This window comes from Streptomyces sp. NBC_01428 (genome assembly GCF_036231965.1).
In the GTDB taxonomy this organism is placed as follows: domain Bacteria; phylum Actinomycetota; class Actinomycetes; order Streptomycetales; family Streptomycetaceae; genus Streptomyces.
The window spans coordinates 3075680-3096017 of sequence record NZ_CP109499.1 but is presented as its reverse complement, the minus strand read 5'-3'; the positions used below and the strand labels follow the sequence as shown (position 1 = coordinate 3096017).

General features: G+C 70.5%; 18 protein-coding genes and 2 riboswitches. Of the genes, 12 read left to right on the top strand and 6 right to left on the bottom strand.

Annotated elements, in window-relative coordinates; genetic code table 11:
- Positions 1–180: 180 nt before the first annotated feature.
- The 3 genes from glyA to gcvT form a co-directional block, all read right to left on the bottom strand.
- Positions 181–1443 (bottom strand): serine hydroxymethyltransferase, encoded by a 1263-nt coding sequence (gene glyA / locus OG406_RS13260; RefSeq protein WP_329185865.1) that lies wholly within the window; start codon positions 1441–1443, stop codon positions 181–183.
- Between the two features lie 11 nt (positions 1444–1454).
- Positions 1455–1832: a glycine cleavage system protein GcvH gene (gcvH, locus tag OG406_RS13255; RefSeq protein WP_081219542.1), complete on the bottom strand. Its 378-nt coding sequence runs from the start codon at positions 1830–1832 to the stop codon at positions 1455–1457.
- A 154-nt stretch (positions 1833–1986) separates the two neighbouring features.
- Positions 1987–3105 (bottom strand): glycine cleavage system aminomethyltransferase GcvT, encoded by a 1119-nt coding sequence (gene gcvT / locus OG406_RS13250; protein WP_329185862.1) that lies wholly within the window; start codon positions 3103–3105, stop codon positions 1987–1989.
- A gap of 34 nt (positions 3106–3139) precedes the next feature.
- Positions 3140–3251: riboswitch (glycine riboswitch) on the bottom strand.
- Positions 3252–3348, bottom strand: a riboswitch (glycine riboswitch). It lies immediately after the preceding riboswitch.
- 174 nt (positions 3349–3522) lie between these two features.
- On the opposite strand from gcvT, the gene OG406_RS13245 reads away from it, so the two are divergent.
- From OG406_RS13245 to OG406_RS13200, 10 genes are all read left to right on the top strand, one after another.
- Positions 3523–4191, top strand: a complete 669-nt coding sequence (locus OG406_RS13245) for an AAA family ATPase (protein WP_266846686.1) — start codon at positions 3523–3525, stop codon at positions 4189–4191.
- Between the two features lie 65 nt (positions 4192–4256).
- Positions 4257–5033: an enhanced serine sensitivity protein SseB gene (locus OG406_RS13240; RefSeq protein ID WP_081219545.1), complete on the top strand. Its 777-nt coding sequence runs from the start codon at positions 4257–4259 to the stop codon at positions 5031–5033.
- Positions 5034–5205: 172 nt separating this feature from the next.
- Positions 5206–6006: an enhanced serine sensitivity protein SseB C-terminal domain-containing protein gene (locus OG406_RS13235; RefSeq protein WP_164369032.1), complete on the top strand. Its 801-nt coding sequence runs from the start codon at positions 5206–5208 to the stop codon at positions 6004–6006.
- 476 nt (positions 6007–6482) lie between these two features.
- Positions 6483–7481, top strand: a complete 999-nt coding sequence (locus OG406_RS13230; RefSeq protein WP_081219547.1) for an ABC transporter permease — start codon at positions 6483–6485, stop codon at positions 7479–7481.
- 59 nt (positions 7482–7540) lie between these two features.
- Positions 7541–9292 carry an ABC transporter substrate-binding protein gene (locus OG406_RS13225; protein ID WP_239154518.1) on the top strand — a complete coding sequence of 584 codons (1752 nt, stop codon included), beginning with the start codon at positions 7541–7543 and terminating at the stop codon, positions 9290–9292.
- Positions 9293–9361: 69 nt separating this feature from the next.
- On the top strand, positions 9362–10369 hold the full coding sequence (locus tag OG406_RS13220; protein WP_164369030.1) for an ABC transporter permease: 1008 nt from the start codon (positions 9362–9364) through the stop codon (positions 10367–10369).
- A complete protein-coding gene (locus OG406_RS13215; protein WP_081219550.1) occupies positions 10366–11463 on the top strand; it encodes an ABC transporter ATP-binding protein in 1098 nt (365 codons plus the stop codon). The genes OG406_RS13220 and OG406_RS13215 overlap by 4 nt, the downstream gene beginning before the upstream one ends.
- Entirely contained in the window at positions 11460–12776 is a 1317-nt protein-coding gene (locus OG406_RS13210) for an ABC transporter ATP-binding protein (protein WP_266846677.1), read from the top strand. The genes OG406_RS13215 and OG406_RS13210 overlap by 4 nt, the downstream gene beginning before the upstream one ends.
- Positions 12777–12916: 140 nt before the next feature.
- The gene (locus OG406_RS13205; RefSeq protein WP_329185856.1) at positions 12917–14308 is read left to right on the top strand and encodes a M1 family metallopeptidase; all 1392 of its coding nucleotides are present in this window, start codon (positions 12917–12919) and stop codon (positions 14306–14308) included.
- A 47-nt stretch (positions 14309–14355) separates the two neighbouring features.
- Complete coding sequence (locus tag OG406_RS13200) at positions 14356–15021, top strand: trimeric intracellular cation channel family protein (RefSeq protein WP_081219553.1); 666 nt, start codon at positions 14356–14358, stop codon at positions 15019–15021.
- Here OG406_RS13200 and OG406_RS13195 read toward each other — a convergent pair.
- The gene (locus tag OG406_RS13195) at positions 14999–16270 is read right to left on the bottom strand and encodes an alpha/beta hydrolase (protein WP_329185854.1); all 1272 of its coding nucleotides are present in this window, start codon (positions 16268–16270) and stop codon (positions 14999–15001) included. The genes OG406_RS13200 and OG406_RS13195 overlap by 23 nt on opposite strands.
- A gap of 219 nt (positions 16271–16489) precedes the next feature.
- Between OG406_RS13195 and OG406_RS13190 the strand changes: the two genes are divergently transcribed.
- Positions 16490–17350, top strand: a complete 861-nt coding sequence (locus OG406_RS13190; RefSeq protein WP_266616769.1) for a thioesterase family protein — start codon at positions 16490–16492, stop codon at positions 17348–17350.
- Between the two features lie 334 nt (positions 17351–17684).
- On the opposite strand, the gene OG406_RS13185 is transcribed toward OG406_RS13190, so the two are convergent.
- Positions 17685–18275, bottom strand: a complete 591-nt coding sequence (locus tag OG406_RS13185; RefSeq protein ID WP_329185853.1) for a TIGR03086 family metal-binding protein — start codon at positions 18273–18275, stop codon at positions 17685–17687.
- 103 nt (positions 18276–18378) lie between these two features.
- Between OG406_RS13185 and OG406_RS13180 the strand changes: the two genes are divergently transcribed.
- Positions 18379–19341 carry a helix-turn-helix transcriptional regulator gene (locus OG406_RS13180; protein WP_329185851.1) on the top strand — a complete coding sequence of 321 codons (963 nt, stop codon included), beginning with the start codon at positions 18379–18381 and terminating at the stop codon, positions 19339–19341.
- A gap of 199 nt (positions 19342–19540) precedes the next feature.
- On the opposite strand, the gene OG406_RS13175 is transcribed toward OG406_RS13180, so the two are convergent.
- On the bottom strand, positions 19541–20167 hold the full coding sequence (locus tag OG406_RS13175; RefSeq protein ID WP_164369023.1) for a TetR family transcriptional regulator: 627 nt from the start codon (positions 20165–20167) through the stop codon (positions 19541–19543).
- Positions 20168–20338: the final 171 nt, after the last annotated feature.

Below are 20338 nucleotides of genomic sequence, written 5' to 3'. Positions count from 1 at the left end.
TGGTGGTTTCGCCGGACGCCGTTGTCCGGCGGGGGTGGTGCGGGACTGCATGGGACGGGGCACCGCGCTGCTTCCAGTGTGCGCGGTGCCCCGGACGCCCGTACGGAACGAACCGTACGAACAAAAACCGTACGCCGTGAAAACGTACGAACAAAAACGTACGGCCTGAAGCGTACGAAACTACTTCAGGCCGGGGTACAGCGGGTGCTTGTCGGCCAGAGCGGACACCCGGGCCTTGAGGGCCTCGGCGTCGTAGGCCGGCTTCAGCGCCTCGGCGATGACGTCGGCGACCTCGGTGAAGTCCTCGGTCGTGAACCCGCGGGTGGCGAGCGCCGGCGTGCCGATGCGCAGCCCGGAGGTGACCATCGGCGGGCGCGGGTCGTTCGGGACGGCGTTGCGGTTGACCGTGATGCCGACCTCGTGGAGCCGGTCCTCGGCCTGCTGCCCGTCCAGCGCGGAGTTGCGCAGGTCGACGAGGACCAGGTGCACGTCGGTGCCGCCGGACAGCACGTCCACGCCCACGGCCTTCGCGTCGTCCTGTACCAGGCGCTCGGCCAGGATGCGCGCGCCGTCCAGCGTGCGCTGCTGGCGCTCCTTGAAGTCGTCGGTGGCGGCGACCTTGAAGGAGACGGCCTTGGCCGCGATCACGTGCTCCAGCGGACCGCCCTGCTGACCCGGGAAGACCGCGGAGTTGATCTTCTTGGCCAGCTCGGCCGTCGAGAGGATCACGCCGCCGCGGGGGCCGCCGAGGGTCTTGTGGGTGGTCGTCGTGACGACGTGGGCGTGCGGCACCGGGTTCGGGTGCAGGCCCGCGGCCACCAGGCCGGCGAAGTGCGCCATGTCGACCATGAGGTACGCGCCGACCTCGTCGGCGATCCGGCGGAACTCCGCGAAGTCGAGCTGACGCGGGTACGCGGACCAGCCGGCGACGATCAGCTTCGGACGCGACTCCTTGGCGAGGCGCTCGACCTCGGCCATGTCGACCTGGCCGGTCTCGTCGTCCACGTGGTAGGCGACCACGTCGTAGAGCTTGCCGGAGAAGTTGATCTTCATGCCGTGGGTGAGGTGCCCGCCGTGCGCGAGGTTCAGACCCATGATCGTGTCGCCCGGCTTGAGCAGCGCGAACATCGCCGCCGCGTTGGCCTGGGCGCCCGAGTGCGGCTGCACGTTGGCGTGCTCGGCGCCGAACAGGGCCTTCACCCGGTCGATGGCGATCTGCTCGACCACGTCGACGTGCTCGCAGCCGCCGTAGTAGCGGCGGCCGGGGTAGCCCTCGGCGTACTTGTTCGTCAGGACCGAGCCCTGGGCCTCCATGACCGCGACCGGAGCGAAGTTCTCCGAGGCGATCATCTCCAGGGTGGACTGCTGGCGGTGCAGCTCGGCGTCGACGGCGGCCGCGACGTCCGGGTCCAGCTCGTGCAGGGGGGTGTTCAGAAGCGACATGCGGTGACTCCTCAGCCGGCGGTGAAGGCGGCGTACTCGTCGGCGGACATCAGGTCCTCGGGCTCGTCGGCGACGCGGACCTTGAACAGCCAGCCGCCCTCGAAGGGGGCCGAGTTCACCAGCGACGGGTCGTCCACCACGTCCTGGTTGGCCTCGACGACCTCGCCGCCCACGGGGGAGTACAGGTCGCTGACCGACTTGGTCGACTCCAGCTCGCCGCAGGACTCGCCCGCGGTCACCGTGTCACCGACCTCGGGAAGCTGGGCGTAGACGACATCGCCGAGCGCGTTGGCCGCGAACTCGGTGATGCCCACGGTCGCGACGCCGTCCTCGGCGACGGACAGCCACTCGTGCTCCTTGCTGTAGCGGAGCTGCTGGGGGTTGCTCATGGCCTGAATTCTCCTGTACGCGGGGGAGTGCTGATGAAAGGGGGAGTCCGTCACCCGGACGAGCCCGTCCGGGGGTGCCGTCCGGCGCCGCGGAGAGCCGCGACGCCCGTGGTCCGTGCGGGCCGGTGTCACGGCCTGCCGGTGCGGACCAGTGTCACTTCCGGCGCTTGTAGAAGGGCAGCGCCACGACCTCGTAGGGCTCGTGGGTGCCCCGGATGTCCACACCGACACCGGTGGTGCCCGGCGCGGCGTGCGCGGCGTCGACGTACGCCATCGCGATCGGCTTGCCCAGCGTGGGCGACGGGGCGCCCGAGGTGATCTCTCCGACGACCTGGCCGCCGGAGACCACCGGGTACCCGGCGCGCGGCACGCGACGCCCCTCGGCGACGAGGCCGACCAGGACCCGCGGCGGGTTCTGCTCGGCGCCCTCGGCGGCCTCCTGGAGCGCGGCGCGTCCCACGAAGTCGCCCTCCTTCTCGAACTTCACGACCCGTCCGAGGCCGGCGTCGAAGGGGGTCAGCGAGGTCGTCAGCTCGTGCCCGTACAGCGGCATGCCCGCCTCCAGGCGCAGCGTGTCGCGGCAGGACAGGCCGCACGGGATCAGCCCGACGGGGGTGCCCGCGTCGGTCAGCGCCTGCCACACCTTCTCGGCGTCGGAGGGCGCGACGAACAGTTCGAAACCGTCCTCGCCCGTGTAGCCGGTGCGGGCGATCAGCGCCGGCACACCGGCGACGGTGCCCGGCAGCCCCGCGTAGTACTTCAGGCCGTCCAGGTCCGCGTCGGTGAGCGACGCGAGGATGCCGGGGGACTCGGGTCCCTGCACGGCGATCAGGGCGTACGCGTCACGGTCGTCGCGCACCACCGCGTCGAAACCGGCGGCGCGTGCGGTCAGCGCGTCCAGCACCACCTGGGCGTTGGAGGCGTTCGCTACGACCATGAACTCGTGCTCGGCGAGCCGGTAGACGATCAGGTCGTCCAGGATGCCGCCGTCCTCCTGGCAGATCATCGTGTAGCGGGCACGGCCGACGCCCACGGTGGCGATGTTGCCGACCAGCGCGAAGGCGAGGAGCTCGGCGGCCTGCGGGCCGGTGACGGTGATCTCGCCCATGTGCGAGAGGTCGAAGAGGCCGGCCTTCGTGCGGACGGCGAGGTGCTCGTCGCGCTCCGAGCCGTAGCGCAGCGGCATGTCCCAGCCGGCGAAGTCGGTCATCGTCGCGCCCAGCGAGCGGTGCAGGGCGTCGAGCGCGGTGAGGCGGGGGGTGGTGCTGCTCATCGGTGGGGCTCCCAAGGCATGACGGCGAGGTCGTTCCTCCCCATCTGTCATCGGAACCTGAGAGGTTCATCACGACCCCGCGAAACGGTGGTCCTGATTTGCACCTTGGGTGGAGCCACGGAGAGCGGCCCGCTTTTCAGATGTGCCTCGCCCGCGCGGTAACGGGGCCTGAGAGATTCAAGGGAGGGACTTGCTCCTTCGGCGCCCGGGTACACGTACCCAGGACTCTCCCGCGCGGATTCAAGCGGCCGGTATGCAGTTGGCGCGGCCATCATTGCACGCCCCGTCCGATCAGGGCAGTCCGCATCTGTAACCGTGCTGTGGCAGTCCGCGCACCGAAACGGGAAGCGCCGCGCATTACCTTCTCTTTACACTCGACGGGGATGGGACTCCACATCCAAGGGGAGGACGGCCACGGTGAACAGGACCACGGTGTACGCGACGACCTCGGGTCTCGCGCTGCCCGAGCAGACCGGCGCACCGGCCCGGGAGGCGTGCGGCCCGCTCCCGGCGGCCGTCGTCCGAGACCTGAGGGACCGTGCCGGGCACAGCCCGCACGGTCTGCGCTTCGGCACCCGCGACCTCGTCGTGGTCACCGGACTGCCCGGCAGCGGCAAGTCGACCCTGATGCGGCGGGCGGTCGAGGGCACGCGCGTCGACTCGCAGGACACCCGCGACCGTTGGGACGGCCGGATGGCCCGCCTGCTGCCGTACGCGGTCTACCGCCCCCTGGTCCGCCTCGCGCACTACGCCGGCCTGCGCCGGGCGCTGCGCGGCGACGGCGGAGTCGTCGTGCACGACTGCGGCACCCAGGCCTGGGTGCGCCGCTGGCTCGGCCGCGCGGCGCGCCGCCGGGGAGGCGCGCTGCACCTGCTGCTGCTCGACGTCACGCCGGACACCGCGCTGGACGGCCAGCGCGAGCGCGGCCGGGGCGTCTCGCGCTACGCGTTCGCCCGCCACCGCGGCGCGGTCGCCCGGCTGCTGCGCTCCGTGGAGCGCGGTGACGTTCCCGAGGGCTGCGGTTCCGCGGTCCTCATCGACCGGGAGGCGGCCGACGTGCTGCGCAGGATCGACTTCGGCCACTGACCGGCCGTGTCGTCCCATTAACCTTTCCAGCCGGAACAGTGGTTCGAAGCAGGCGGTAGAGACAGATGGACTTCCCGGCACAGGCACACCCCCATCCGCACGGCGGCTGGCCCGGCAACGAGCTGGAGGAGGTGCTGTCCGCCGCCCTCGGCATGGGCGGAGCCGCCTCGGCGGGCGCCCGCATCGTCGAGGTGCTCGGCCGCAGCTTCGTCTGGGTGCCGCTGCCCAGCGGCGGCGGCCCCGACAGCGGCCCGCTCGATCTGCCCACGATGGAGCTCGAAGGCCAGGTGTACGTGCCCGTCTTCAGCTCGGAGGAGCAGTTCCGGCAGGTCACCGGCGGCCACATGTCGTTCACCATCGCGCCCGCCGCGGAGTTCGCCCGCGGACTCCCGCCGCAGGTCGGCATCGCGGTGAACCCGGACGGCGTGGTCGGCGTGCCCCTGCCGCCGATCGCCGTCGCCGAACTCTGCCGGGCCGGGCGGACCCCGCTGGACGGACCGGCGAGCGGCGGCCGGGTGCGGCTCTTCGAACCGGACTGGCAGGAGGACCCGGTGGACTTCCTCGCCGCGGCCTCCGCCGAGTTCGCCGGCACCGGCGTCGTGCTGAGCGCCCGCCGCTGCCTGGCCAGCATCGAGGGCGACGCCCCGGTCATGTTCATCGGCGTCGAACTCTCCCTGTGGGAGGGCGAGGCCCGCACCCTCCCCCTCGACGCCCTCGGCCGGGCCCTCGGCCGCGTCCCGATGAACATCCCGGTGAACCTGGTCCTCCTCGACGTGACCCAGGACCCGGTGGGCGACTGGATGCGCGCCCAGGTCCGGCCCTTCTACCAGGCAGGTCACTGAACGGCCGTCCGTCGTGACGGAAAGGAGCACGCGACGGCGTCCCCCGGCGGAGGACGTTCGCCGCATAAGCTGGTTTCATGGCCCGGTCGAGGTGTTGACGCACGTTCTCACCGACGCCTGAGGCGTATTGGATGAGTTCGTCGTGATTTGTTCGCGAAGGGGCGGTTGAAGGGTGAGCGCGTCGGGCACGGCCGCGGCCGGGCAGGTCGAGCACATGCTGCGCCAGGTGACGCCCGGGCGTTACGACGCCTACGAGGCGCTCCTTCGCGCGCTCGCGACCCCCTCGTCCGGCCAGGTGTGGATGCTCCTCTGGCACGGCCAGTCCGGCTCCCCGGACGCCCAGTACGGCAACATGCAGGTGGACGGCTTCGGTTACGCGCCCTGTGTCACCTCCGCCCAGGAGCTGTCGGCCAGCGGCTGGAACCGCTCGTACGAGGTCGTCGACAGCCTGGACGTGGCCCGCACCCTCTACCCCGACCACTTCGGTCTCTGGCTGAATCCGCACGCTCCCGGTGGCGGCCTCGGCATCCCCTGGCTCGATCTGCGCCGGATCGCCACCGGCCTGGAACGCCAGCCCGCGGGCCCGCTCCGGCTCTCCGAACCCGGCATCGAGATCCCGCAGTTCTACGCCCTGATCACCCAGAACGCGCATCTCACCCCGGCCGTGCGTTCGTTGCGCCGGGCCTGGGTCCAGCCCGCGCTCGGGGCGCCGTACCTCGCCATCGGCCTCGACGTGTACGACACCTCGCCGCCCGCCGTCGACTCGGTGCGGGCGATGATGCAGCAGTCGATCGGGGCCGTCCCGGAGGGGCTGCCCGTCTCGACGGTCGCGATGTCCGACGCGTTCGACCCGGTCGCGATGTGGCTGCGCGCCAACGCCCGGCCGTTCTACGACCGCGAGGCCCACGCGGCGCCCGCGCAGGCCCCGGTGGCGGGCGGCTACGGCTATCCGCCGGCCCGCGGCGGCTACTGAGGCCGTCCCGCATCGCGGACCGGTCGTACGATCGTGCGAGTGCTGCTGGCATCATGACCTCGCGCACGGCCTTCCATTGCCGTACGCACGATGGTGCTGACCTGCGGGGGAGCAGGCGCATGGGGTGGTTGTCCCGGTTCGGGACCGTTTGAGGCCAAAAGGATCAGCGTGGACCCTTCACGCCCAACTGCCCCTCGTCCGGCTCGCGTTACCCACTGTTCGGATAACGGAATCCCCCTACAAGCATCACGGTTGCGCATACTTTCTCCATGAGACCTGGCACGTGATCGTGGCGGCACTGAAGACTCGCCCATCAGACACGGGGTCATCGATTCCGTGAGCGAGTGCAAGTCGAACGATCAGCCGGGTCATCGGGCCGCATCATCTGCGGCCGGCTTCCCGGCGAGCAAGTGAACCAAGCCGCAGACAGCGGCAGGCGTAGGCCGGTCACCACCGGCGAGAAGGGTCGGGTCACTGTGACCGCACCGATCGAGACCACCGGGGCGGCGACGGAAGTTCAGCCAGAGGCTGTGCTCGCCGGAGTCGACAAGGGGCAGATCGAGGGTCGTTCCCTGGGACAGATCGCCTGGACGCGCTTCAAGCGCGACAGAGTGGCGGTCGCCGGCGGTGTCATCGTCGTGCTGCTCATCCTGCTGGCCGTGCTCGCCCGGCCCGTCCAGGCGATGTTCGGGCTGGACCCGAACGCCTTCCACCAGGACCTGATCGACCCCAACACCTCGCTGCCCAAGGGCGGGTTCGGCGGAATGAGCTGGGATCACCCGCTCGGCGTCGACCCGAAGTTCGGGCGCGACATCGCCACCCGTGTCCTCGAGGGCTCCTGGGTCTCCCTGGTGGTCGCCTTCGGCGCCACCATCCTGTCGAACGTGATCGGCGCGATCCTCGGCGTCGTCGCGGGCTACTACGGCGGGCGCGTCGACGCGGTCATCAGCCGCCTGATGGACACGTTCCTCGCCTTCCCCCTCCTGCTCTTCGCGATCGCCATCTCCGCCACCCTGCAGGGCGGCGCGTTCGGCCTCGAAGGGCTCCCGCTCCACCTGAGCGTGCTGATCTTCGTGATCGGCTTCTTCAACTGGCCCTACCTGGGCCGTATCGTCCGAGGCCAGACGCTCGCCCTGCGTGAGCGGGAGTTCGTGGACGCCTCCCGGGGCATGGGGGCCAGGGGCCCGTACATCCTGTTCCGGGAACTGCTGCCCAACCTGGTCGGCCCGATCATCGTCTACTCGACGCTGCTCATCCCGACCAACATCCTCTTCGAGGCGTCCCTGAGCTTCCTCGGGGTCGGCATCCAGCCCCCGCAGGCGTCCTGGGGCGGCATGCTCCGTGAAGCGGTCACCTATTACGAGGTCGACCCGCAGTTCATGATCGTGCCCGGCCTCGCCATCTTCGTGACCGTCCTCGCCTTCAACCTGCTGGGCGACGGTCTCCGCGACGCTCTCGACCCGCGCAGTCGCTGATGCCTGACGCGCACCGAGAGATCCACAAGTTTCCGACAATGGAGGGGAACCCGCCCATCATGCGAAGGTCAGCGCTGGCCGCAATTGCGGCCATCGGCTCCGCGAGTCTGCTCGTTGCAGGCTGCAGCAAGGCCGATGACAACAAGAACACCGACAACACGAAGTCAGCTGGGGCCAACGCAGCGACCACGGACGTCGTCAACGCCTCCACCCAGAAGGGGGGCACGGTCACGTACGAGTACTCCGACGTGCCGGACTCCTTCGACCCGGGCAACACGTACTACGCGTACATGTACAACCTCTCGCGTCTGTACGCCCGCCCGCTGATGACGTTCCAGCCCGGCGCCGGCGAGAAGGGCAACACCCTTGTCCCCGACCTCGCCGCGAGCAAGGGTGTCCCGAGCGACGGCGGCAAGACCTGGACGTACAAGCTGCGTTCGGGCCTGAAGTACCAGGACGGCACCGCCATCACGTCCAAGGACGTGAAGTACGCCGTCGAGCGCTCGAACTTCGCGCGTGACGTCCTCTCCCTCGGCCCGAACTACTTCCAGCAGTTCCTCGTGGGCGGCGACAAGTACAAGGGTCCCTACAAGGACAAGAGCGGCAAGGGCCTCTCCTCCATCGAGACCCCGGACGACACCACCGTCGTCTTCCACCTGAAGACCGCGTTCCAGGAGTTCGACTACCTGGTGGCCTCGCCGCAGACCGCTCCGGTCCCGCAGGCGAAGGACAACGGCGTCGACTACGTCAAGAACATCGTGTCCTCGGGCTCGTACAAGTTCCAGAGCTACTCGGACGGCAAGCAGGCCGTCCTCGTGCGCAACGACAACTGGGACGCGAAGACCGACCCGCTGCGCAAGCAGTACCCCGAGAAGATCGTCGTCAACCTGAAGGTCAACGCCGAGACGATCGACAAGGACGTCCTCGCGGGCGACGCGATCGACCTCGGTGGCGGTGGCGTCCAGGCCGCGACCCAGGCGCAGCTGCTCAGCTCGGCCGACAAGAAGGCCGGCACGGACAACACCTACGGTGGCCGACTCGTCTACATGGCGATCAACACCAAGGTGAAGCCGTTCGACAAGGTCGAGTGCCGCAAGGCCGTGCAGTTCGCGATCGACAAGGTCTCGGTGCAGACCGCCGAGGGCGGCCCGGTCCGTGGCGACATCGCCTCCACGGTCCTTCCGCCGGACATCCCGGGCTACAGCAAGTCGGACGTCTACGCGTCCGCGGGCAGCAAGGGTGACGCGGCCAAGGCCAAGGACCAGCTCAAGGCCTGTGGCAAGACGTCGATCAACACGAACATCTCCGCGCGCAGCGACCGCCCGCAGGAGATCGACGCGGCCACCGCGATCATCAACTCGCTGAAGAAGGTCGGCATCAACGCCAGCCTGAAGCAGTACCCGTCGGGCAAGTACTTCACCGACTACGCGGGTGTCCCGAAGTTCACCGAGAAGAACAACATCGGTCTGATCATGATGCAGTGGGGTGCCGACTGGCCCTCCGGCTACGGCTTCCAGCAGCAGATCCTGAACGGCAGCGCGATCGGCGCCTCGGGTAACACCAACCTGTCGCAGTACGACAACAAGGACGTCAACGCGCTGCTCGAGAAGGCCATCGGCACGCAGGACGACGCCGCGCGCAACGGCATCTACACCGAGATCGACAAGAAGACCATGGACGACGCCGTCCTCGTCCCGCTGACGTACTTCAAGGTGCTCCTGGCCCGCCCGAAGTACGCCACGAACCTGGTCTCCACGGCTGCCTTCAGCGGCCAGTACGACTACCTCAACATCGGCACCACGAAGAAGTAGTAGCCCCGGAAGGCAGGTGAAGGCATTGGTGCCCGCGGGCTCAGCCCGCGGGCACCAGCGCCGATCCCCGTGATCTCGTACATCCTCCGTCGGACGGCAGCGGCAGCGATCCTGCTCCTGGTCGTCTCCGCGGTCACCTTCGCCATCTTCTTCCTGCTCCCCAGACTGGCCGGTCAGACCCCCGACCAGCTGGCTCAGCAGTACATCGGGAAGAGCCCGTCGAAGGCCGACATTCTCGCGGTCAAGCACAACCTCGGTCTGGACCAGCCCGTCTACGTCCAGTACTGGCACTTCATCAAGGGGATCGTCAGCGGCGCTACCTATGACCTCGGCCCCACCACGGCACACTGCAGCGCGCCGTGCTTCGGGTACTCCTTCAAGACCCACCAGGCGGTCTGGCCGGAGCTGACCTCCCGCCTTCCGATCACGCTTTCCCTCGCCGGCGGCGCCGCGGTGCTGTGGCTGGTGTCCGGTGTGGCCATCGGCGTGGTCTCCGCGCTGAAGCCCCGCTCGATCTTCGACCGCACCTTCATGGGCGTCGCGCTCGCCGGTGTCTCGCTGCCCATGTTCTTCACGGGCAACCTGGCGCTGCTGCTCTTCGCCTACCAGTGGCCGATCTTCGGCACCACGTACGTGCCGCTCACCGAGAACCCGGCGCAGTGGGCCAACACCCTCTTCCCGGCGTGGTGTTCACTCGCTCTGCTGTACTCCGCCATCTACGCCCGGCTCACCCGCTCGGGCATGCTGGAGACGATGAACGAGGACTTCATCCGCACGGCCCGTGCCAAGGGCCTGCGCGAGGGCAGGGTCGTGGTCCGGCACGGACTGCGCGCCGCCCTCACCCCGATCATCACCGTCTTCGGCATGGACCTCGGTCTGCTGCTCGGCGGTGCCGTGATCACCGAGACCGTGTTCTCCCTGCACGGTGTCGGGCAGTACGCGGTGCAGGGCATCACCGACAACGACCTGCCGAAGATCCTCGGCGTTACGCTCCTCGCCGCCTTCTTCGTCGTCATCGCAAATCTCCTGGTGGACCTGCTGTACGCAGCCGCCGACCCGCGGGTGAGGCTCTCGTGACCGAACTGTCCAAGACCGGCGCCGCGGTCGGCGAGCCCGTCTCCTCCCCCTCGAACGCCCCGCGCTCCTTCCTCGAAGTGCGCGACCTCAAGGTGCACTTCCCGACCGACGACGGTCTGGTCAAGTCCGTCGACGGCCTGACCTTCTCGGTGGAGAAGGGCAAGACCCTCTCCATCGTGGGCGAGTCCGGCTCCGGCAAGTCCGTCACCTCGCTGGCGATCATGGGCCTGCACCGGCTCGGCGCACGCGGCAAGAACGTCCAGATGTCCGGCGAGATCTGGCTGGACGGCAAGGAACTGGTCAACGCCGACCCGGACGAGGTGCGCAAGCTCCGCGGCCGCGAGATGGCGATGATCTTCCAGGACCCGCTGTCCGCGATGCACCCGTACTACACGATCGGCAACCAGATCGTGGAGGCGTACCGCGTCCACCACAAGGTCGACAAGAAGACCGCCCGCCGGCGGGCGATCGAGATGCTCGACCGTGTGGGCATCCCCGAGCCGGCCAAGCGCGCCGACAGCTACCCGCACGAGTTCTCCGGCGGTATGCGGCAGCGCGCGATGATCGCCATGGCGCTCGTCAACAACCCCGAGCTGCTCATAGCGGACGAGCCGACGACCGCCCTCGACGTCACCGTCCAGGCGCAGATCCTCGACCTCATCCGCGATCTGCAGAAGGAGTTCGGCTCCGCGGTCGTCCTCATCACCCACGACCTCGGCGTGGTCGCCGAGATCGCCGACGAGGTGCTGGTGATGTACGGCGGCCGCTGCGTGGAGCGCGGCACCGTCGAGCGGATCTTCGAGCAGCCGCAGCACCCCTACACCTGGGGTCTGCTCGGCTCGATGCCGCGGATCGACCGCGAGACCTCCGACCGGCTCATCCCGGTCAAGGGCCAGCCGCCGAGCCTCATCAACGTCCCGTCGGGCTGCGCCTTCCACCCGCGCTGCCCGTACGCGGACCTGCCCAAGGGCGATGTCACCCGTACCGTGCGCCCCGAACTGCAGCTGATCGGCAGCGGCCACTACACCGCCTGCCACCTCTCGCAGGAGGACCGCACGCGGATCTGGACCGAAGAGATTGCGCCGAAGCTGTGAGTGAGACGAAGAAGACGGACGCCGCCGACGCGGTGATCCCGCAGCAGGCAGCGGCGTCCGACGACCGCGCGGCCTCCGCGAAGTCGCTGGACGACCGCGAGGTCCTGCTGCGGGTCCAGGGCCTGAAGAAGCACTTCCCCATCCGTAAGGGTGTTCTTCAGCGCCAGGTCGCCGCGGTCAAGGCGGTCGACGGCATCGACTTCGAGGTCCGCAAGGGCGAGACGCTCGGCGTCGTCGGCGAGTCCGGCTGCGGCAAGTCGACCATGGGCCGGGTCATCACCCGCCTCCAGGACCCGACCGGCGGCAGCATCGAGTTCGAGGGCCAGGACATCACCCGGCTCAAGGCCTCGGGGATGCGTCCGCTGCGCCGCGACATCCAGATGATCTTCCAGGACCCGTACGGGTCGCTGAACCCCCGTCACACCATCGGCTCGATCGTCTCGGCGCCCTTCCGGCTGCAGAGCGTCACGCCCGAGGGCGGTGTGAAGCGGGAGGTCCAGCGGCTCCTGGAGCTGGTGGGTCTGAGCCCCGAGCACTACAACCGCTACCCGCACGAGTTCTCCGGCGGCCAGCGTCAGCGCATCGGCATCGCCCGCGCGCTCGCGCTGAAGCCGAAGCTGGTCGTGGCGGACGAGCCGGTCTCGGCCCTCGACGTGTCGATCCAGGCGCAGGTCGTGAACCTGATGGACGACCTCCAGTCCGAGCTCGGTCTCACGTACGTGATCATCGCGCACGACCTCTCCGTCGTCCGGCATGTCTCGGACCGCATCGCGGTGATGTACCTCGGCAAGATCGTCGAACTCGCCGACCGCACCTCGCTGTACGAGGCGCCGATGCACCCGTACACCAAGGCCCTGATGTCGGCCGTGCCGGTGCCGGACCCCAAGCGCCGGGGCGCCAAGAGCGAGCGGATCCTGCTCAAGGGCGACGTTCCCTCGCCGATCTCGCCGCCGAGCGGCTGCCGCTTCCACACGCGGTGCTGGAAGGCCACGGAGATCTGCAAGACGACCGAGCCGCCGCTCATCGAGCTGAGGCCCGGTCAGCAGGTCGCCTGCCACCACCCGGAGAACTTCGAGGACCAGGCTCCCCAGGACACCGTGCTGCTGTCGGCGGCGCGGGAGGCTGTCGAGCTCGTGGGCGAGGCGGTGCTCGGGGAGCAGGCCGCGGCGCCCGTCGCCGTGGCGGAGCCCGAGCCCGTGGCGGTCCCCGCCGCGAGGTCCGTGAAGCCCGCGCAGGACGACACGGTCACCGAGGCGCCCGAGGCGGCTGCGGTGTCCGAGCCGGCCGACGCGGCGGAGGACGACAAGAAGTAGCGTCCTCGGCTGTCAGGAGTCACGGGCCCCCAGCCCGTGACGACTTGGCAAAGTCATGAACATGCCCGAACGGGAGAGTGCAGAGTCCTGCGTGTCCGTCTGATCGATTCTGATCGGCACACGTACGAAAGGGACGCTAAATGGCACTCTCCCGTTCGGCACGTTTAGGGGCCCTCGCCACCGCGGCGGTCTCCTTCTTCCTCGTCGCCGCCTCCTCCGCCCCCACCCCGGGCGCCGACGGCATCGGCGACACCTACTTCCCCCAGCTCGGCAACGGCGGTTTCGACGCCCGCCACTACGCCCTCGACGTGGCGTACGACCCGGCCACCGACCGCCTCGACGGCCGGACCACCCTCACCGCCCGCGCCACCCAGAACCTCTCCTCCTTCGACCTCGACCTCCAGAAGCTGGACGTCACCAAGGTCGAGGTGAACGGCAGACGCGCCCACTTCACGCGGTCGGGCGACGAGATCCGCGTCACCCCGCGCGGCCCGCTGGCCAAGGGCCGGACCTTCACGGTCACCGTCACCTACGGCGGAGTCCCCGAGGCGCTCAGCGGCCCGATCGTGTTCGGGTCCGACTACGGGTGGATGAAGACCGCCGACGGCGTCTTCGTCGCCTGCGAACCCAACGCCGCCTCCACATGGTTCCCCTCCAGCGACCACCCGTCCGACAAGGCGACCTACGACATCCGCATCACCGCGCCCAAGGGCCTGACCGGCGTCTCCAACGGACGTCTGGTCTCGACGCACGACCGGGGCGGCCGCACGGTCACGCACTGGCGCGAGAGCCGGCCCATGGCCACCTACCTGGCGACCGCGACCATCGGGAAGTTCGACGTGCGGACGGGCAGGACGCCCGCCGGCACGCCCATCTACGTCGCCATCGACCCGGTGCTCGCGAACAGCAACAGCGTCGACGTGTACGCCGTCACCGCCGCGGCCACCGACTACTGGTCCCAGGTCTTCGGCCCGTACCCGTTCGAGGAGACCGGCGCGATCGTCGACGACATGCCGCAGGCCGGGTTCTCCCTGGAGGTCCAGTCGAAGCCCGCGTACTCGGCGGTGCGCTCCGAGTTGACGATCGTGCACGAGCTGGCCCACCAGTGGTTCGGCGACTCCGTCTCGGTCGCCCACTGGAAGGACATCTGGCTGAACGAGGGCTTCGCCACCTACGCGCAGTGGCTGTGGTCGGAGCACCAGGGCGTCCGCTCCGCGCACGACTCGTTCGTCGCCGGCTACGGCTCCCGGCCCGCGGACTCCTCCTTCTGGCAGACCACCGTCGGTGACCCGCAGCGGGACACGATGTTCGCCTCCGCCGTCTACCAGCGGGGCGCGATGACCCTCCAGATGCTGCGTGAACGCATCGGCGACACCGCGTTCTTCAAGCTGCTGCCCGCCTGGACGAAGCTGCACCGCTACGGCAACGCGAGCACCGCCGACTTCATCTCCCTCGCGGAGCGGATCTCCGGCCGGCAGCTCGACGACCTCTTCCAGACCTGGCTCTTCACCCCAGGCAAGCCCGCCGTCTAGACCTTGCTTCGTAAGGCGCACACCCCGCGACAGGTGAGAATGTGGGGGTGCTCCTGCAACTCTTCAGCCCCTCCGTCCAGCACACGCTCGACCTGATCGGCATTTTCGTCTTCGCGATCTCCGGCGCGCTGCTGGCCGTCCGGAAGAACTTCGACGTCTTCGGCATAGCCGTTCTCGCGGAGATCACCGCGCTGGGCGGAGGGCTGCTGCGCGACATCGTCATCGGCGCCGTGCCCCCGGCCGCCTTCACCGACCTGGGGTACTTCACCACGCCACTGGTCGCCGCCCTGCTCGTGTTCTTCCTGCACCCCCAGGTGGAGCGCATCCAGGTCGGCGTGAACGTCTTCGACGCGGCCGGACTCGGACTGTTCTGCGTCACCGGCACCGTGAAGGCGTACGACTACGGGCTCGGCCTCACCGCCTCGGCCGCCCTCGGCCTCGGGACCGCGGTCGGCGGCGGTGTGCTGCGCGACGTCCTCGCCAACGAAGTGCCCTCGCTGCTGCGCTGGGACCGCGACCTGTACGCCGTTCCCGCGATCGTCGGCGCCACGATGGTGGCGCTCTGCATCCGCTACGACGCGCTCACCCCCTTCACCAGCGGCCTCGCGGTGGTCACGGCCTTCGTGCTGCGGCTGCTCGCGATGCGGTTCCACTGGCGTGCTCCGCGGGCCTGGAACCGCCGGTCGACGGTCAGCGAGGACGAGACCCCCTGACCCGGCCGGCTCCGACGACGTCCAGGGAGCTCCCCGTGTCGCCGGTCTCCACCAGGGTGCCGGTGCCGCCGGGGCCGCGTACGCCGTCCCTGCCCGCCGCCCCGGGAGCGCCCGGCGCGACGGCGGCCCGCGCCCGGAAGCGGTCCGTCAGCCAGCGGAACACCTCCGGCAGCTGCGGCCGCCACAGGCCCATGTCGTGGCCGCCCGCGCTGCGCGGCAGCAGCACCACGTCCACCCGCGTCGGCGCCTTCGCGATCCGCTGGATCGCCGCGCCCGCCTCGTAGCCGTCGCCGGACTCGCCGGAGAAGTAGAGCGCGACCGGCGGCGGGACACGGGTGGCACGGAGCCGGACGGAGGGGTCGTTCCGCAGCCGCAGCTCCGGGGTGCGGCCGGCGAGCGAACTGCGTTCCTCGCGCGGGTCGTTGTACCCGGACATGCTCACCGCGGCCCGGTAGCGGTCGGGGTGGGCGACGGCCAGTTTGGTCGCGCAGTGCGCCCCGGCGGAGTACCCGGCGGTCGCCCAGCCGTCCGGCGCGGCCGCGGCGCGGAAGTTGTCCCTGACCATCCTCGGCACGTCGACACTGAGCCAGCTCTCCGCGTTGACCGTGCCGGGGACGTTCGCGCAGCCCGTGTCCGCCCTGGCCAGCAGACTGGTGCGCGGTGCGACGAGGATGAAGGGCGCCACCCGTCCGTCGCGCATCAGCGGCTCCAGCTGCCGGTGCACCTTCAGCGAACCGAACCAGGCCCGCGCGGAGCCCGGATAGCCCGGCAGCAGCTCCACGACGGGGAACGAGCGGCGGCGGAAGGCGGGTTCGTCGTACTGCGGCGGCAGCCAGACGTAGACCTCGGCGTTCACACCGGAGACCCGTCCCCGCAGCTCGGTGACGCGGACCCCGCCCGCCTCGCGCATGCCCGGCCCGACGGCCCGCTCGAAGGTCTGCCGCACCCGGGGAAGGCTCTCCGGCGCGATCCCGCCGGTGCCGTCCGCGCCGAGGTCGGCGGCCCGTGCGACGTGGTCGCCGGTGCCGAGGAGGTCGGCCCAGTCGTCGTACAGGCTGTTGGCGTCGTTCACCAGGACGAAGACCACGCTGATCGCGGTGGCCTGCGCGAACAGCAGCATCAGCAGCCGCGCCGTGCCGCGCACCGGTCCCGGTCCGGGAACCCGGGACCACAGGGCCAGCGGCAGCACGAGGGCGACGGCACACAGCGCGATCGTCGTCAGGAGGAACGGCGTCCCGGTGAGACTCATGTCCTGTCAGAGGAGCACCCGGACCGATTGGTCACGGGTGATTCCGGACACTTGCCGAGAAAATGGCGAAGGATCACCCACCTGGTCGGGCCGCACGGGCGGCCGCCGGTCCGGGGCGGCCCGTGGCCGGGGGAGGGGACCGGTCCGGGCAGCCGGGTGTTCATCCCCGCGCAACAGTAAAAGCTACCGCTTAGTAATTTCCTGTTGTACCGTTCAGGCATGCCAGAAGCAGCTTCGGTACAGGCCGCACGGGCCACGATCGGCGACAGCGAGTTCGACCGCGACACCGCGGTCACCCGGCGCGCCCCCGGCGTCTACGACGTGGACCTCTCCGCCGGGTGGACGATCATCACCGCCGTCAACGGCGGCTATCTGCTGGCCGTCCTCGGCCGCGCGCTCGCCGACGCCCTGCCGCACTCCGACCCCTTCACGGTCTCCGCGCACTACCTCACCGCGTCCCAGCCGGGCCCCGCCGTCGTCCGTACGGACGTCGTCCGCACCGGCCGGACCCTGTCGACGGGCCAGGCGTCGCTCTTCCAGTACGACGACGAGGGCCGCGAGGTCGAGCGGATCCGCGTCCTCGCCTCGTACGGCGACCTCGACGCGCTGCCCGACGACGTCCGGACGACCGCGCGGCCCCCCGCGATCCCGCCCATGGACCAGTGTTTCGGCCCGCAGGACGCGCCCGCGCCGATCCCCGGCAGCTCGGCGATCACCGACCGGCTGTTCCTCAAGCTCGACCCCGCGACCCTCGGCTGGGCACTCGGCGCCCCCTCCGGGAAGGGCGAGATGCGGGCGTGGTTCGGGCTCGCCGACGGCCGCGACGCCGACCCGCTCTCGCTGCTCCTCGCCGTCGACGCGCTGCCGCCGACCGCGTTCGAGATCGGGCTGTCCGGCTGGGTGCCGACCGTCGAACTCACCGTGCACGTGCGCTGCCGTCCGGCCCCCGGCCCGCTGCGGGTGTCGATCACCACCCGCAACCTCGCCGGCGGCTTCCTGGAGGAGGACGCGGAGGTGTGGGACAGCGCGGACCGGCTGGTCGCCCAGTCCCGCCAGCTCGCGCGCGCACGGCTCGGCTGACCGGGACTTCCGTCGGGGGGACGACCCGGCCGAGCCGGGCCCCGGTCGGGGGGCCCGGCTCGACCGTTCTCGACCGCCGGCGGGGAGAGCGGGACGGAGCGACCGCAGTAGCCGTGCGGGAGCCCGGCTCGGCCGGAGGCTCCGACCGCGGCCTGCTGTCGCCGTGGGCGACCGCTTCCGGTGCGCGCGGCCCCCGGGGCCCGTTCGGGGGTCCGGTTCGGTGGGCGTGCGTTCCCCTCGGGACAGGTCCCGAGACGCGCGGTCTTCCGGTGGTCCGTTCGGTCGCGTGCGACGTCCGGCCGGGCGGTACGGCTCCGCCCGGTCCGGCGTCCGGTCACGCGGTGACGAACGGCCGGCGGCCCGTCCAGGCCGCCAGTCGGCCGTAGGCGTCGGCCCCCTCGGGCGCCGGGAGGGCCGGGCCGAACGGCAGCTCGGGGTCCTCACGCCCCTCCTCGGGCAGCACCCGGCCGGCGATCCTGAGCGCGAACTCGGCCAGTTCGGGGTCGAGTTCGAGCGGCCGGCCGAGCGCCTCGGACAGGTCCCAGGTGTGGACGACGGCCTCCATGACGTACCCGGCGAGAGCCTGGCGCCCGGGAGCCTCGCCCCACGGCACCCGCACGAGCGCCTCCAGGCGCGCGTCGTCGGCCCACGCCGCCCGCACCTCCGCGCGGGCCTCGTCGTACGCGGCGACCCAGCCGTCGTCCGGGACGCCGTCGACGAACGGCCGCACCGCGAGCCCGTCGCCCCCCGCCCCGATCACCGCGATCCGCCGGGCGCCTCCGGCCAGGTGCGACAGCAGCACACGGACGTCGAAACCGGCGCACGGAGTGGCGCCGGAGAGCTGATCCGGCCGGACGGTGCCGATGAGTTCGGCGATCCGGCCGGCGGCGCGCGTGTACAGGGGGCGGGGGTCCATGACGTTCATGAGCGACCTCTTCCGTGTCTCGGTGTGCCCCCACTGTCGACGCATAACCTGACACCCACCGTCAGCATTTGCCGGGTGCTCCGGTGAGCGCGATCCTGGGCCCGTGAAGTCCGACCGCCTGCTCTCGATCCTGCTGCTGCTCCAGACCCGGGGCCGGGTTCCGGCCCATGAACTCGCCGACCGCCTGGAGGTGTCGGTGCGCACCATCTACCGGGACGTCGAGGCACTCTCCACCTCCGGTGTCCCGGTCTACGCCGAACGCGGCCGGCACGGCGGCATCGAACTGCTCACCGGATTCCGTACGGACGTCACGGGACTGACCGCCGACGAGTCCCGCGCGCTGTTCGTCCTGGCCGCGCAGGGCGCGCACGCCGCGCTCGGTCTGGACGCGGCGCTCGACTCCGCGCTGCGCAAGGTGATGGCCGCGCTGCCCGCGCCGTTCCGGCCGGCCGCCGAGGTCACCGGCAGACGCATCCTCGTCGACGCCACGCGGTGGAAGGGCGGGGCCCAACGGGCCGTCGACCTGGACGTGTTGCAGGACGCCGTGTTCACCGACCGAAGGCTGCGGCTGCGCTACCGGCACGGCGGGGAGACCGAACCCCGGACGTACACCGTCGACCCGTACGGGCTCGTCTCCAAGGCCGGTGTCTGGTACCTCGTCGCCGACCGGCGCGGCACCCCACGGCTGTTCCGCGCGGACCGGATCGGCGCGGCCACCCTCCTGCCGGACCCGGTGCGCCGCCGCCCCGGAGTGGAACTCGCCCACGTCTGGGAGGTGTTGCGCCGCCAGGTCGAGGAGCGGCCGGGAGACGTCGAGGTCACGGTCAGGGTGCGCCGCTCGCACCTGGACATGTTCGTGCGCCTCAACGCCGTTGTCCTCACCGAACCTCCCGAGGACAACGGCACCGACGAGTGGGTGATCGCGCGGCTCTCCCACGGTTCCGTGCGCGAGGCCCGGACCCTGCTGGCCTTCGGGGACGCGGTGGAGGTCCTCGCCCCGGCCGCGGCCCGCGCGGAGCTGGCCGCGACGGCCTCAGCCATCGGCGCGCTGTACGCGGGGGGTTGAGCGCCCGACCGGATCCCCGCGGGGCCGGGCTCCGCACGGCAGGCACGGCTCCGGCGCAACGCGGCCCTCCACGGCCCGCATCCTCTGGCCACCCCTCGTCCGGGGCCACCGGCAACGCGTGCCCGGCGCCCACCGGCAAGGCGCCCGGCGACCCTTCCGGCATGCCGAGCGGCGCTCCCGGGGGCGGCAGGGGCGGGGGTCAGCCGAGCCAGTGGCGGCGGCCGATGCTGATCAGACGCATCTGGCGGCTCGCCACCCGGGCCACCCGCTCGCGCTCCGTCTCCGGGGCGTCCAGCGCCTCCAGGAACGCCGAGGCCGCCATCAGCATGTGGTCGACGTAGAGACCCGCCAGCATGAGCAGGTCGTCGTCGCTCCACCCCCGCGACTCGGGGTGTTCGGCGAGCGCGTCCCGCACCTCCTCGGCGAACCGGGCCAGTTGCTCGCGGATCGCGTCCCGCACCGACTGCACCCCGCCGTGCCGCTCGCGGGCGATGAAGCGGACGTGCGCGGGGTGCGCCTCGACATGATGAGCGATCAGTTCCACGGCGCGGGCGATGCGTTCGTCGCTGTCCCCGGCCGCGGAGACCGTGTCCTCGATCATCGGGTGCAGGCTGCCCAGCGCCTCCTCGACCAGGGCCACGCCGAGATCCGCCGTCGAGCGGAAGTGCCGGTAGAAGGCGGTCGGAGCCACTCCCACGGCACGGGTGACCTCGCGCAGACCCAGGCTGCTCAGGCTCTGGTCCTCCAGCAGCAGCAACGCGGCGTCCAGGAGCGCCTGCCGGGTCTTCTGCTTCTGCGCCTGCCGGATGCCGAGAGTGTGACTCATGCCATGCAGTTAACAACTGTTCTCTGGAATTTCAAAGCCCTCGGACGCGCTAGACTCAAGAGTCAGTGAACAAGTGTTACTACAACCGTTCACTGAGCCGTCAAGTCCCGGAAACAATCGGGCCTCACCGTCGAGGCACGGGTGGTCCGGGACCGGACCACGAGACTTCTT

Coding starts and splice junctions, on each gene's coding strand:
- OG406_RS13185 (WP_329185853.1), bottom strand. CDS start 18,275: ATGAACGTCATGGACCCCCGCCCCCTGTACACGCGCGCCGCCGGCCGG.
- gcvT (WP_329185862.1), bottom strand. CDS start 3,105: ATGAGCAGCACCACCCCCCGCCTCACCGCGCTCGACGCCCTGCACCGC.
- OG406_RS13190 (WP_266616769.1), top strand. CDS start 16,490: ATGCCAGAAGCAGCTTCGGTACAGGCCGCACGGGCCACGATCGGCGAC.
- OG406_RS13195 (WP_329185854.1), bottom strand. CDS start 16,270: ATGAGTCTCACCGGGACGCCGTTCCTCCTGACGACGATCGCGCTGTGT.
- OG406_RS13205 (WP_329185856.1), top strand. CDS start 12,917: ATGGCACTCTCCCGTTCGGCACGTTTAGGGGCCCTCGCCACCGCGGCG.
- glyA (WP_329185865.1), bottom strand. CDS start 1,443: ATGTCGCTTCTGAACACCCCCCTGCACGAGCTGGACCCGGACGTCGCG.
- OG406_RS13225 (WP_239154518.1), top strand. CDS start 7,541: ATGCGAAGGTCAGCGCTGGCCGCAATTGCGGCCATCGGCTCCGCGAGT.
- OG406_RS13240 (WP_081219545.1), top strand. CDS start 4,257: ATGGACTTCCCGGCACAGGCACACCCCCATCCGCACGGCGGCTGGCCC.
- gcvH (WP_081219542.1), bottom strand. CDS start 1,832: ATGAGCAACCCCCAGCAGCTCCGCTACAGCAAGGAGCACGAGTGGCTG.
- OG406_RS13175 (WP_164369023.1), bottom strand. CDS start 20,167: ATGAGTCACACTCTCGGCATCCGGCAGGCGCAGAAGCAGAAGACCCGG.